Genomic DNA, 13756 nt, shown 5'->3' on the forward strand with positions numbered 1-13756 from the left:
GTGGAGAATTGATGAGTAGTAATGAAGTTTCAAGAAACAAAGTTATGAAAGGCCTGTTCTGGGTTTATCTTGAGAATATCTCGGCGCAGTTAGTTACATTCATTGTTTCTATTATCCTTGCGAGGCTATTACTTCCAAATGATTATGGTTTGATTGCCTTGGTCACAGTGTTTATAAATATTGCTAATGTATTTGTATCTGCTAGCTTTAATATGAGCCTAGTTCAAAAAAAGGATGCGGATAGATTAGATTACAATACACTATTTTGGTTCAATTGTGTTCTGTCCGCAGTACTATATGCTATCTTGTTTATATCTGCACCATTAATAGCAGAGTATTATGAAAATGAGTTGCTGATTCCTATAATCAGAGTATTATCTTTGAGTATACCATTATCTGCATACAATAGTATTCAGGTTGCTTATGTTAACAGTAAAATGACATTTAAGAAGTCATTTATTGCAACGTCAGCGGGGGCAGTTATTTCAGGTATAATTGGAATTGCTATGGCCTATAAAGGTGATGGCTTATGGGCTTTGGTTGCTCAGAAGGTAATTAACATATTTTTAAATACCATTTTTCTTTCAGCGATTGTTGATTGGAAGCCAAGGCTAGAGTTTTCGTGGGTCAGATTTAAATCATTGTTTCAATTTGGATGGAAAATATTGGTCACTGGATTAATGTTTACTGGATACTCAGAACTTAGGTCACTTGTAATTGGAAAGAGATATTCTGCAGACGATCTTGCCTACTATAATAGAGGCTTTCAATTCCCGCAGTTCATCGCATCAAACATTGATACGACAATCACGAGGGTAATGTTGCCAACATTATCCAAGAGCCAGGATGACGTTAAGCAGCTGGCATTAATGACAAGAAGAGCCGCAAAAACGAGTGCATATATAATGACACCGATTCTCTTCGGATTAGCTGTAGTAGGAAACAATGTTGTTAGCATTTTGTTAACAGACAAGTGGCTTCCATGTGTTCCATTTTTGCAAATTATGTGTATAGTCTGGTGGCTTCAACCTACGCAGAGTTGTTCGATTCAGGCGATTAATGCAATTGGACGATCTGATGTTTATCTGAGGATTGAAATAATAAGCAAAGTGCTTGGCATTTCACTTTTGATAGGGGCAGTTGCTATATTTAATACACCATTTGCTATTGCTGTGAGTATGTTGATAGGGCAGATTTCTGCTGTGTTTATTTATGGTACTTTTGTGCAAATACATGTCGGCTATAGACTGATAGATCAAATCAAAGATTTTTTAGTTCCGGGTTCATTAGGTATTGTGATGGCTGTAGGAGTATATTCTGCTGGAACACTATTTACTGGCAAATTAATTACTCTTCTCGTACAGACAGTGTTCGGAGCATTTATATATATTACACTATCTCATGTACTGAAGATTGAAGAGTATAACTATTTACGAAATATTATCATTAGGAGGAAGTCATGATTCCATTAGTAAAACCGTATATCGCACCAAGCGAAGAACTCATGCCAGAAATCGAAAAAATTCTTTATAGTGGATATATTGCCGAAGGCGAAGCAGCTTGGAAATTTGAGGAAGAATTTCAGAAGTTTATTGATAACCCCAACACTTTAGTGGTTCAGTCAGGAACAGCGGCACTCCATCTTGCCTTACTCTCACTTAATGTTAGTACTGGAGATGAGGTCATCAGCACTCCTATGACGGCTGAACCGACTAACACGACGATTGCGTTTACAGGAGCTAAGGTTGTGTGGGGTGATGTTGATCCCGATACTGGCTTACTTGATCCCAAGTCTGTGAGGGAAAAGATTACGGATCGAACCAAAGCAATCATGCTGGTTCACTATGCCGGTATGGTCTGCGACATGGATGAGTTCAATAAAATTTCGGAAGAAACCGGCATTCCAGTTATTGAGGATACAGCTCACTGTCTTGGTGGAAAGTACAACGGAAAAGTAATCGGCGCTAATTCACAGTACACATGCTTTTCATTCCAGGCTATAAAGCAGATGACCACGGTCGATGGCGGAGCTATAGCATTCAGAAATCCTGAAGAGGTTGAACCAGCTCGTAAGCTACGGTGGTTTGGTCTTGATAAGAAAGTTTCAAGACTTCAAAACGATATAACAAGAGCTGGATACAAATATGGCATTAATAATATAACTGGTATTATCGGTCAGGTTCAGCTAAGACATGCTCAGGAAGTCCTTGATAAATACATTAGCAATGGAAAGTTCTATGACGAAGCGCTTAAAGGAATTCCTGGAGTGACATTAATTCCTTATTATAAAAACACAGAACCCTCTTATTGGCTGTACACGTTAAAAGTTGATAATAGAGATGATTTCTGCAAGATAATGGAAGATGCAGATGTATTGGCATCACCGCTGCATCACCGCAGCGATACTCACAGTGTGTTTAGAGAATCGATATGTGACCTTCCTGGAATGGAAGAATGGTATAAGAACTTTGTTCACATTCCTTGTGGCTGGTGGGTCGATGAGGAGTCGAGAGAAAAGATTGCAGATGTAATTAAGCGAGGTTGGTAGGGAAATGATACCGCTATATAAACCATATATGCCGGAGATACTAGACTTACAAGATATTATTCATTCTGGTGCTTTGGCATATGGCAACTACACGAAACAATTTGAGGAAAAGCTCAGAGAATACTTTGGAACACCTTATCTAATGGTGACAACGAGTTTTCATCTTGCAATTTCTGTAGCATTAACCGCTATGGATATAAAGCATGGAGATGAAGTTATTGCCTCACCCATGGCATGCCTTGCATCCACGCAACCATATCTATCCAATGGCTGTAGGATTCGATGGGCAGATGTTGATCCTAATACAGGTACATTGGATCCTGTTTCAGTTGAGAAACAGATTTCAGCTAACACAAAGGCTATCATTCATAATCATTTCTGTGGTTATCCCGGATATATTGACGAAATCAATGAGATAGGTGATCGTCATGGCATTCCAGTTATTGATGATGGAATTGAATGTTTTGGTTCTGAATATCACGGTATGAAAATCGGTAACTGCGGAACCGGTGTGACAATCTTTTCATTGACCGCTGTTCGTTTCTGCAACTGTATCGATGGCGGCATCGTGATTTTCAAGGATAAAGGTTTGTATGAGAAGAGTCTTTTAATACGAGACTGCGGTATCGACAGATCTATATTCAGAGATGAGATGGGAGAGATCAGTCCGGATTGTGATATCAGTTTAGTCGGTTTCAGTGCCACGATGAGTAATGTTAACGGCTACATTGGGTTGAAGCAAATGGAGAAGATTTCTGAGCTGATTGAAAGCCATCGCGATCAGGCTGAAAAATGGAGAACCATATATGATTTCCAAAGTACAATGATTCCAATATATAGAGAAAACTGCAAACCTAATTACTGGGTTTATGGTCTTTTGACTAATGATAAGATCGGAACAATCAAGAACTTCCGTAATATGGGTTACTATGCTTCGGGAGTTCATATTCGAAATGATATTTACAGTGCTTTCGGTAAACACGAAGTAGAGTTGCCGGGGGTTGAAGAATTCTATAAACGCTTTGTAGCCTTACCGTGTGGATGGTGGATGGAATGAATGAACTAGTAATAAAAACGAAGATAACATCAGAGCTTGAGGAAAGAGAAATGAATGACCTGATAACTCTAAAACAACAACACTGGGGATACAGTGTTGAAGAACATAAGAATTGGTTGGCAGATAATATATACCCTGACGATAACCACATGTTGATTTATCGCGGGGGGGGGGTACTGCTCGCCTACTTGAATGCGGTTAATGTTGATGTAAGCATTAATCAATCCATGTACAGAATGTTGGGCATAGGGAATGTGTGCGTTGACAAGGATAACGCACATGCTGGAGTGGGCAGTATCTTGATGGCATGTATTAATGCATTTATAAAGAAAGCCGATTCCATTGGAATTCTCTTATGCAAGGAACCACTTATTAATTTCTATGAACATTCCGGGTGGCAAATAATCAGATCCCAGAGTTCTTTTGTTAACGGACAATTGTTTAGTCACACGATTATGAACTTTGATCCGAATCACAAATACATTAAGGAAGATGCCAGCCTTATAGAAGTTTCAAGGAATTTCTAGTTTTGATAAGAGTTCATGAATCAGCAGACTGTGGATGGGATTATCCATAGGAGGAGATTTATGAAAATATCGGATTTATGTGCTCAGTTTAAACTGGAGTATTTTGGCTCAGATGTAGATATCAATGGTTTAAACCTAATTGGACGAGCTTCATCAAAAGATGCTATTTTGACATATGCTACAAGCGGAAAGTATAAGAAACGAGTTGCTACAGATATTTCCGTTAAAGCATTACTTGTAGATGCAAAAACTAAAGAAGAGTATCTGGAAGTGCTCTTAATGCGCGATGGCTGCGTTATCATTTCGGATAATCCTGAACAAGTCTTCTACGAGATACACGATTATTTGATTAGACTCGATAATTTCTATAAGCCTGTTGTTTTAGAGAGAAAGATATCATCAACAGCAATTATACATCCAACAGCAGTCATAGAAGATTATGTAATTATTGAGGACGATGTAAAGATTGGCGCCTTTTCTTTTATAAGGGCAGGTACAATTATACGGCGAGGTTCTACCATTGGAAATCATACGACAATTGGAGCTGAGGGATGCCAAGTCTTACGAATTGATGGAATCCCTACAAAGATTAAGCATTGTGGTGGGGTTTTGATTGAAGAAGGAGTTTCTATTGGAGACCACTGTTCTGTCTGCAATACCTTATTTGATGGGTTCACAAGGGTAGGGGCATATTCGCAGATAGATAATTTCTGTCATATCGCACACTATGTCAATATTGGCAAGAGGGTAATAATGACACCTGGAATAACATTGGTGGGAAGCGTGACTATAGAAGATGATTGTTACATAGGTGCAGGAGCGACAATTATGAATAAGGCTATCATACATACTGGTGCGACTGTGGGTATTGGATCTGTCGTTATGCAGAATGTGAAGGCTGGTACAACAGTGTTTGGTAATCCTGCAAAGCAAATCTTTTGATGGAGGGACATAAAAATGAATCGTGAAGAAATTTTTGAAAAACTTACAGAGGTTTTTGCGGATGTATTTGATGATGAGGATCTTGAAATCTCTGAGACTATAACATCCGATGATGTTGAGGGATGGGACAGTTTAGCTCACATCAATCTTATTGGTTCTATAGAGGATGAATTTGGTATTAAATTTGCCATGGAGGATCTTAAGAACTTGGAGTCGGTAAGTAAGATTATAGATAGAATTCAGGAGTTAATAAAATAATGTAATTGAGAGTACATCATGTGGGATACCTTGTTAATAAAATGGGAAAAACTATGAAGGCTTTTGCAGAGTTAGTATATTCCATTGATAAAGATATAGTTCACGGTGAATACAGAGGAATAGATATTTGTTTTCTAAAAATGTGAAGGTATTTGTTGAATTAACATCTCCTTATGGAAAAACTTCTGTTGCATAGTGTCTTATTAAGAAGCATGGAAATTGCCCATATCGTATATGTTATGAAGTTTCGAACCTTAAATTGTCAGTGAAGGATATATAAAATTTGAAGAACCACATGAAGCGATAGCACTTGAAAACAGAGCCATCTGTTTTTTGATACATCCCTTTATGGGAATGATTGAACTACTGGAGGAAAACTGAGTTTGGAAATATTTGATTATCCGATAGATACGAAGACACTTCTTAGAAAAAAGAAGAGATTGAAGAGAGAATTGTTAGAGAGTGGAATTGGATTCATTGAGAAAAGAGTCGCAGTGCTTGGCGGATCCACAACAGATGAAGTTGTTGACCACCTTGAACTTTTTCTACTGAACTATGGCATTAAGACAGAGTTTTACCAATCAGAATATGATAAATATATGGAAGATGCCTTGTTTGGGAATGAAAAACTGGACAGTTTCAAACCTGACATAGTATATATCCACACCAACTGGAGGAATATCACATCCTTTCCGACACCTGCGCATACTGTCAATGACATTAATCAGATGCTTGAATGCGAATATCAGCGGTTTGTTGCCATCTGGGAATCTATTGAGAAAAGATATGGGTGTCCTGTTATTCAGAATAATTTTGATAGACCGAATTATCGCTTGTTTGGAAACAAGGATGTGTCTGATGTTCATGGTCGCACAAACTATATATATCGTCTCAACCAGAAGCTGTATGAGTATAGTCAGAATCATCAAGGCTTTTTCATCAACGATCTTGACTATTTGGCATCTGATTACGGTTTGTCTGCTTGGTCTGACTCTCTGTATTGGCATATGTACAAATATGCGATGTGTCTTGATGCAATTCCATATGTTGCCGACAGTGTGGCAAAAATAATTAAGGCAATCTATGGAAAGAATAAGAAAGCGTTAATTCTCGATCTTGACAACACACTTTGGGGTGGAGTTGTCGGAGATGATGGCATAGAGGGAATAGCAATTGGACAGGAAGTCCCAAGTGGTCAAGTATATAGCGAGTTCCAAGAGTATTGCAAAGCACAGAAGGATATAGGTGTAATTCTTGGGATTGATTCCAAGAATGATGAGGAAAATGCGATTGCCGGTCTTAAACATCCTGATGGAGTATTAAAGCCAGATGATTTTGTGGCTATTAAAGCAAACTGGAATCCAAAGGATCAGAATTTGACGCAGATGGCTGATGAGCTAACCCTTGGTGTTGATAGTTTTGTCTTTGTTGACGACAATCCTGCAGAGCGAGAAATTGTAAAGAAGCAGATTCCTGGGGTTGCAGTTCCTGCGGTTAGTAAGGTTGAGACGTTCATACGAACGCTTGATCACAGTGGGTATTTTGAGGTGGTTAGTCTGTCAGCGGAGGACAGAAAAAAAACAGAGATGTATCATGCAAAGACTGAAGCTGCAAAGGCTGTTGCTGCGTTCTCAAACTATGGAGAATATCTTGACAGTCTTGAAATGAAGGCAACGATAAGACCTTTTGAAGAGATGTATGTGAGCCGCATTGTACAGCTAACAAATAAAAGCAATCAATTCAATTTGACTACACTAAGATGTTCTGAAGACGATATTCGCAAGATGATGAGCAGTGATAATTGGATTACGCTGTATGGAAAGCTTGAAGACAAGTTTGGAGATAATGGTGTAGTTACGGTTGTTGCCGGAGAGATAAAAGATAGAGAACTCCATATAAGGCTCTGGCTCATGTCCTGCCGTGTATTAAAACGTGGTATGGAAGATGCCATGATGGATAAGCTTGTTGAAGGAGCGAGAGAATGCAGTATCGAGACAGTGTATGGTTACTACTATCCAACAGCTAAAAATGGGATTGTTAAGGATTTTTATAGCGAGATGGGCTTTACAGCAGTTACTGAAGATAGATGGATAATAAATGTTGAAAGATATAAAACGAAATCGCTTCATATGAGTGTTGTTGCAGAAGAAACGAAATAATATGGAGGCAGAAACAATATGGCAAAGTACAATTCAACGGAATACTTTAATAGTAAAACACTGATGATTACAGGAGGAACAGGATCCTTTGGAACAACGGTTCTTAAGCGCTTCCTGACGTCAGAGATTGGAGAGATTCGCATCTTCAGCAGAGATGAGAAGAAGCAGGACGATTTAAGGCATGAACTTCAGGCTAAGCATCCAGATTATTCGGAGAAGGTACGTTTCTTCATTGGTGATGTAAGAGATTTTAACTCTATAAGAGATGCTGTCGATGGAGTAGATTTCATTTTTCATGCTGCAGCACTTAAACAGGTTCCGTCCTGTGAGTTTTTTCCGATAGAGGCGGTTAAGACGAACGTTCTTGGAACAGAGAATATGCTGAACGCCGCTATCCAGGCAAAAGTGAAGAATGTAGTTTGCCTTTCCACCGATAAAGCAGCATATCCAATCAATGCTATGGGTATCTCCAAGGCGATGATGGAGAAAGTCATTAGAGCCAACGCTTTAAGAGCCGTAGAAAAGGGTGGAACGATTATCTCCTGCACAAGATATGGAAATGTTATGTGCAGCAGAGGCTCTATTATTCCACTTTTCATCGAGCAGATTAAATCAGGCATTCCAATCACTATTACTGATCCTTACATGACTCGCTTTTTGATGAACCTTGATGAAGCAGTTGATCTTGTAATGTTTGCATTTGAACATGCTAAACCAGGCGATTTGTTTGTTCAGAAATCTGATGCAAGTACGATAGGCGTATTGGGGCAGGCCGTTCAAAAATTATTCGGAGATACAGGTACAAAGATTATAGGTGCTCGACACGGAGAAAAACTTTATGAGACGCTGCTTACGAATGAAGAGAGAATTCGTTCTGAAGATATGGGAGATTACTTCCGTGTAACGTCGGATGAACGTGGGTTGAATTATGATAAGTTTTTGGCTACTTATGGTGCTGTAACACAGGCGGATGAAGCATATACAAGTCATAATACAAATCGCCTTGATGTTGATGGTACGGTGAATAAGATACTTACAACGGAATATGTCAATGATCAACTAAAAGGAGTATCGTTGGATAAATGATGAATGGATAGCGGAGTGATAATATTCTATCAATTATAGTCCTTCGTGTAATAGCCATAATGGGGATAACGTTGCTGCATGCAGGTTGTCTCGTTAATTGGCCGAAGTTGCATGATACAATATGGGTAGCATTTCCTGTATGCTTATTATCGAATGTAAAAGATAAGCGGAGGATAGGAAAGTTGGTGTTGGCGTGATAAGACAGATTCATAGAACACAGCAAGCGGAGCATTAAGGTAAAGAGGGGGTGTGACATCATTTTTTTCACGGGACGCTAAGAGATTCGCGAGACTGTAAAATAAACTGTGTTTTGTCGTAAATTGGTATGTAAAATGTTGTTTTTTCGACATTGCCAATAGCAATTTTTAGTGCTGAGTTTTTTACATTTTCCATTATTTTTCGACGCTATTTTCGATTTCCTTATATGAATAGTATTGCCATTTTCTGGTGATACTATTCATTTATTGTCTGTATAATGGGGTTAAAACCCTCGCCTTAAGGCGAAACCTTTAGGTCAACCCTATATCTTCAAGTTTAGAAAAGGGAAAAAATAGAGATACTAAACTTGAGGTGAAGAATATGCAGCATTATAGAAAATCGTCACATTGTACGTATGACATTAAGTATCATTTGGTGTGGATTACAAAGTACAGGAAACCTGTGATTACAGGGAAGATAGCAATACGGACAAGAGAACTGATCCGAATCATCTGTCAAAGTAATGATGTGGAAATTTTGGCAGGGCATGTAGGAGCAGACCATATCCATATGCTGGTATCTGCTCCACCGCACTTGTCTGCAAGCAAATTGGTACAATATATCAAAGGGAATACATCCAGAAAGTTGCAAATGGAATATAAGGATTTGAATAAGCAATTCTGGGGACAGCATTTGTGGGCAAGAGGATATTTTGTGGCAAGTAGTGGAAATGTGACGGATGAAATCATCAGAGAGTATATCAAAAACCAGGATTTGCAGGAGAAAAACAAATCAGATAACTTCGAGATTGGATAAAATTAAAGTACAAAAGCATAAAGAAGAGCACGGACAACTTCAGGCTGCTTTAGCAGCAAATCGAACCTACCGGCTTTAGCCGGTAGTGGTTCAGTTTTCTTTTATTCTCCATTCCTTAACATTGTTTCATAGGAGTCCAGCCGGACGTTATCCAGGTAGACTTTTTTGATCTCACTTTCCGTATAAAAATCATAAAGCATCTCCATCAGTATACTTAAATATTCCTCTGACATTTCCTGACCTTCGTATTCCATGATCCGATACGCTACACAGGCATACGCTCTGGAAGATTGATGTGTCATATCTTTGTTTCCTTTACTGCTGGTTTTTATTTGATCATAAATGATCAGGTTCTAATAGCGTGGTTTTTAGGTCTCCCTTTTTTCACAGTCATTTGATTTCAAAAGGAATAGGTTCACCGCGGTATTCTTCGATGTATTTCTGTGATTCTTTCCAAAAACCTTTCTGCCCTATGAATTCCTCCAGATAAAATAGTTTTCTTTCTAATTCACGTACCCGGTCTTTTAGTATTTCAACGGTGTATTCTTCTTTTTCCGCCGTTTCTTCTGTCCATCCATAGTAATCCAGTACATATTTTCTTGCTTCTTCACTCTCCATACCGGCTGTCGCTTTACGCAATGCCTCTTCTTCCCTGTATATATCAAGAAAATCAATCGGCTTGTTCCCATCATCAACAGCACAACAGGTATTCTCATGTACACTATATCCTGCATTTATCCATTCACGGAGCTCCCTGCGCTCGTCTTGGGTCATGGGCATTCTTTTTTCATATTCCTTTAATTCCTGCTTCAGAAATCGTTTTCTTTCCTTACTGCTCCGCATTCTATACACCTCTCTGGTTGCATTATCCCTTACTTTAGTTATTGCCGTCTGTATGTTTCTTATGCACAAAATGCCTATGCATAAGAAACATACAGACGGCATTTCGGTGATCAAGGGATAAAGGGATCAAGGGCAGTGCTGCTGTAATTTACAGCCAGATATATTTCTGTTTCTATGCTTTAAGCAATCCTGGCCCTGTCGCCAAATTCAATCACAAACTGTCCATAGGTTTCGCCCCAATTTTCTGTGACATAGTCGTTTCCTTCCTATTCTGTCAAGCCTAAATTTATTGATTTTATAGGCTTTGACGATTTTATTTACCTCAAAAACAGAGCCGGGAGTGATGGATATCGTTGTATCATGTACCGAACAGCTGATAAATGGGTATAGTTTTTAAAGCATCCCTTTTGGTTCGCTTTATAAAGGCTATTTTCCCTCTGATCAACTATGATGATGAACCTTCCGTGTCTAAGGGGATCGTGTCCCAACTTCCTTCGTCCCATCTACCATACACTGAGTGCCGGCCAAGCTCCTAAACGGGGTCATGCCCCACGGAAAAAAACGATGCCGGCTACAGCTCTTGTTTTTCTGTTTGATTGTTACTAACCTGCATTCACCTGTCATGGTACTGACTTAATCAGTGGACGCTATACCACTACAGACTCTTGTTGGTTTTTGGCTGATGCAGTCCCTTTCAGTCTCCATCGTTTACGGGTTTCTCTTCCAGAACCCTGTCCAGTCTCCAATGCTTATGATCAGTGACTCGACAGAGTTCTGGAGTGTATTGCTCATTTTTATTTCTTATGCCGCCATCTGGGCCGGTGCAGCTTCCGGGCGTTTGATATCCTTCAACATTTTTTGCGGATCATATGTTGCCCCCGTCTTCAGGATTGTGTAGATCACCCTTAGTATCTTGCAGGCTATCACAATCAGTGACTGCATCTTTTTTAGCGGATTCCTGGCCCGTGTTGTGTAGTACACATGCAATTGTTTAAATTCTTCTGCATGTGAAACCGCTGATTTTGCCGCCTGGAACAGCCAGTACCGGAGCCGTTTGCGTCCTCTGTGACTGATTTTTGTCTGTCCCCTGTGCTTACCTGAGCTGCATGCCACAAGACCCATTCCACTTAACTTCTGGATTTCTTTTACGTCATCAAATCTGCTGATATCCCCCATTTCTGCCACAATCCCGGCTAAAATGTTCTCACCCACACCTTTGATTTCCAGAATATTTTCTGCATAAGGTATTTCCTTACATTTCTTATGTAAGGTACTTTCTATCCGGGCAAGCTGTTCATCCAGCTTCATGATCTGTTCTGAAAACCACTTCACTGTCTCACGGCCAACACTGGTTCCATCTTCCAATCCCACGCTTTTCTCTGCATGGTTCACGATTTTACCGGCCCTGCTATAACCGCGTCCTCTTAGCTTCGCATCATGCCAGATGTTTCTCAGCCCTTCTGTTCCCAGTGCTGCAATCTCAGACGGGATGCAGGATACTTTCAGTACTTCCAATGCGAATGCACCATCGATTTTTCCAAATGCATCCATGTATTCCGGAAAATAGATCTTAAGTTCTCTGTGAAGACGGTTGATATTTCTGATTCGGTCTTCTGTAAGCTGGTCTCTGAACATCGAGAGTCTTCTCATATCTGCGTAGATTTTTTCCGGAAGATAAGGCATCCCATAATTACCGTCTTTTACAAGATTTGCAATTAGTTTCGGATCCTTTCTGTCATCCTTGTGCTGACTGTTATCCTCGATTTCCTTGCTCTGCTTTACAGCAGCTCTGACGCTTAAAAAAAAATTAATAAAAAAACCTCCCATTTTATGGGAAGATGCGCGATAATAGAAGTAACCAAACAACTATTTTTTCGCACCACCATAAAAGAGAGGAGGTTTTACTATGAAGCAAGAATAAAAATCAGAAGAAAAGAGGTTAGGGAACACCTGGAACAGTTGAACCTTGCATGTGAATTAGCCAAGCTAATCCGGCATTTTTTCCCAGATCTTTTACCCCTGTTAAAACAGATTCCAGATCCCAGAAACCAGAGCTATATTACCTATCCTGCTGTGTTACTTCTTATGACCCGTATCCTTTCTTCTCTATTTTACATCAGCAGTATGAGGAAAACAAGTGAAGAATTCAATTCCAGTGAAATGATCAAAAACATCTGGCATCTATCCGGGGAGGAACAGACCGTGGAGGAGCTTCCCTACTGGGAAACCATCAACCGGTATCTGGAAAAAGTAGATCCGGAAAAATTGCAGGACATCTTAAACCGCCTTTGCAGCAGGCTTCTTTGCAGCCGGGCTTTTGAAAATATGCGAATCAGGGGCAAGTACTGGCAGGTGATCATAGATGGAACGCAGCTTTGCAGCAGCCGGAGGGAACTGGATGGGAAAAGCCTGCACCGGACCCATAACAAGGGGACGGAAAAAGAGTATCAGGAGAACTATTATTATGTGCTGGAAGCAAAGCTGGTACTGCATCCGAAAATCCTGATCAGTATTCAGACGGAATTTGTGGATAATGAAGAGGGAAAAGAAATGGAGAAACAGGACTGTGAAAGGAAGGCCTGCTGGCGTTTAATGGAAAAGCTGAAAAAAGCGTTTCCAAGGTTGCCGATCTGCCTGTGCGGGGACAGTCTGTATGCCTGTGAAGGTTTCTTTGAGAGATGCAAAGGAAAAAACTGGCGGTATATCCTGCGGTATAAGGAGGGGAGCATCCCGAGCATTGGGGAAGAATACAGAGAACTGAAAGAAATGGAGAAGAATTACCAGGAGCGCGAAACACAGACTGGGAAGGAATGGTATGATTACGTGACAGATATAGATTATAAAGGACATCAGGTAAATCTGGCAGAGTATGGAGAAAGCGGGGAGCATATCTGCAAAAAGGGCAGGAAAAAGGGAAAAGCAGAAACGATCCGGAAAGAATTCTGGTTTCTCACAGATCTGCCAATCACCAGAAAAAATGTGGCAGGACTGGTGGAGCGCGGAAGGATGAGATGGAGAATCGAGAATGATGGGTTCAACGCGCAGAAAAGGCAGGGATACCATCTGGAACACCAGTACAGCAGGAATTATCAGGCACTGAAAAACCATTATTATCTGATCCAGATTGGGCACATGATCAGCCAGATCATGGAGGCTTGGGAAAAAATATGGAAAAAGGTAAAGCAGAGTAGGGAGCAAAAGCACAGGAGGATACTGGAATCCATGAAAGAGACTCCATTGAGAGAATACAAGGAAGAGATCGCTAAAAAGATACAAATACGGTTGATATAGAGGACCATGTGGAAAGGTGGTGAAGGAGCAG

General features: G+C 40.0%; 13 protein-coding genes. 10 read left to right on the forward strand and 3 right to left on the reverse strand.

Features of this window, described 5'->3' with window-relative positions; genetic code table 11:
* Positions 1 to 11: 11 nt before the first annotated feature.
* The 9 genes from VSQ62_RS11485 (at position 12) to tnpA (ending at position 9591) form a co-directional block, all read left to right on the forward strand.
* Positions 12 to 1463 (forward strand): lipopolysaccharide biosynthesis protein, encoded by a 1452-nt coding sequence (locus VSQ62_RS11485; RefSeq protein ID WP_334635052.1) that lies wholly within the window; start codon positions 12 to 14, stop codon positions 1461 to 1463.
* Positions 1460 to 2548, forward strand: coding sequence for a DegT/DnrJ/EryC1/StrS family aminotransferase (locus tag VSQ62_RS11490; protein WP_334635053.1), 1089 nt, complete (start codon positions 1460 to 1462; stop codon positions 2546 to 2548). Before VSQ62_RS11485 ends, VSQ62_RS11490 begins: the two co-directional genes overlap by 4 nt.
* A 4-nt stretch (positions 2549 to 2552) precedes the next feature.
* Positions 2553 to 3605, forward strand: a complete 1053-nt coding sequence (locus VSQ62_RS11495) for a DegT/DnrJ/EryC1/StrS family aminotransferase (protein ID WP_334635054.1) — start codon at positions 2553 to 2555, stop codon at positions 3603 to 3605.
* Positions 3602 to 4132, forward strand: a complete 531-nt coding sequence (locus VSQ62_RS11500) for a GNAT family N-acetyltransferase (protein WP_334635055.1) — start codon at positions 3602 to 3604, stop codon at positions 4130 to 4132. The genes VSQ62_RS11495 and VSQ62_RS11500 overlap by 4 nt, the downstream gene beginning before the upstream one ends.
* Before the next feature lie 60 nt (positions 4133 to 4192).
* Positions 4193 to 5074 carry a DapH/DapD/GlmU-related protein gene (locus tag VSQ62_RS11505; protein ID WP_334635056.1) on the forward strand — a complete coding sequence of 294 codons (882 nt, stop codon included), beginning with the start codon at positions 4193 to 4195 and terminating at the stop codon, positions 5072 to 5074.
* Between the two features lie 15 nt (positions 5075 to 5089).
* Positions 5090 to 5332, forward strand: a complete 243-nt coding sequence (locus VSQ62_RS11510; protein ID WP_334635057.1) for an acyl carrier protein — start codon at positions 5090 to 5092, stop codon at positions 5330 to 5332.
* Between the two features lie 383 nt (positions 5333 to 5715).
* Positions 5716 to 7491 (forward strand): HAD-IIIC family phosphatase, encoded by a 1776-nt coding sequence (locus tag VSQ62_RS11515; RefSeq protein WP_334635058.1) that lies wholly within the window; start codon positions 5716 to 5718, stop codon positions 7489 to 7491.
* Positions 7492 to 7509: 18 nt separating this feature from the next.
* Positions 7510 to 8577, forward strand: a complete 1068-nt coding sequence (locus VSQ62_RS11520) for a polysaccharide biosynthesis protein (protein WP_334635059.1) — start codon at positions 7510 to 7512, stop codon at positions 8575 to 8577.
* Between the two features lie 579 nt (positions 8578 to 9156).
* The gene (tnpA, locus tag VSQ62_RS11525; RefSeq protein WP_334632532.1) at positions 9157 to 9591 is read left to right on the forward strand and encodes an IS200/IS605 family transposase; all 435 of its coding nucleotides are present in this window, start codon (positions 9157 to 9159) and stop codon (positions 9589 to 9591) included.
* Positions 9592 to 9692: 101 nt separating this feature from the next.
* On the opposite strand, the gene VSQ62_RS11530 is transcribed toward tnpA, so the two are convergent.
* The 3 genes from VSQ62_RS11530 to VSQ62_RS11540 form a co-directional block, all read right to left on the reverse strand.
* Complete coding sequence (locus VSQ62_RS11530) at positions 9693 to 9893, reverse strand: hypothetical protein (protein ID WP_334635061.1); 201 nt, start codon at positions 9891 to 9893, stop codon at positions 9693 to 9695.
* An 88-nt stretch (positions 9894 to 9981) separates the two neighbouring features.
* On the reverse strand, positions 9982 to 10434 hold the full coding sequence (locus VSQ62_RS11535; RefSeq protein ID WP_334635063.1) for a PLC family EF-hand domain-containing protein: 453 nt from the start codon (positions 10432 to 10434) through the stop codon (positions 9982 to 9984).
* Between the two features lie 801 nt (positions 10435 to 11235).
* Positions 11236 to 12261 (reverse strand): IS110 family RNA-guided transposase, encoded by a 1026-nt coding sequence (locus VSQ62_RS11540; RefSeq protein WP_334635064.1) that lies wholly within the window; start codon positions 12259 to 12261, stop codon positions 11236 to 11238.
* A gap of 3 nt (positions 12262 to 12264) precedes the next feature.
* Here VSQ62_RS11540 and VSQ62_RS11545 point away from each other — a divergent pair, with 3 nt between their 5' ends.
* Positions 12265 to 13725 carry a transposase gene (locus VSQ62_RS11545; protein ID WP_334633611.1) on the forward strand — a complete coding sequence of 487 codons (1461 nt, stop codon included), beginning with the start codon at positions 12265 to 12267 and terminating at the stop codon, positions 13723 to 13725.
* The last annotated feature ends 31 nt before the right edge of the window (positions 13726 to 13756 follow it).

It is taken from the genome of Sporofaciens sp. JLR.KK001 (assembly GCF_036941055.1).
Classification (GTDB): Bacteria; Bacillota; Clostridia; order Lachnospirales; family Lachnospiraceae; genus Sporofaciens.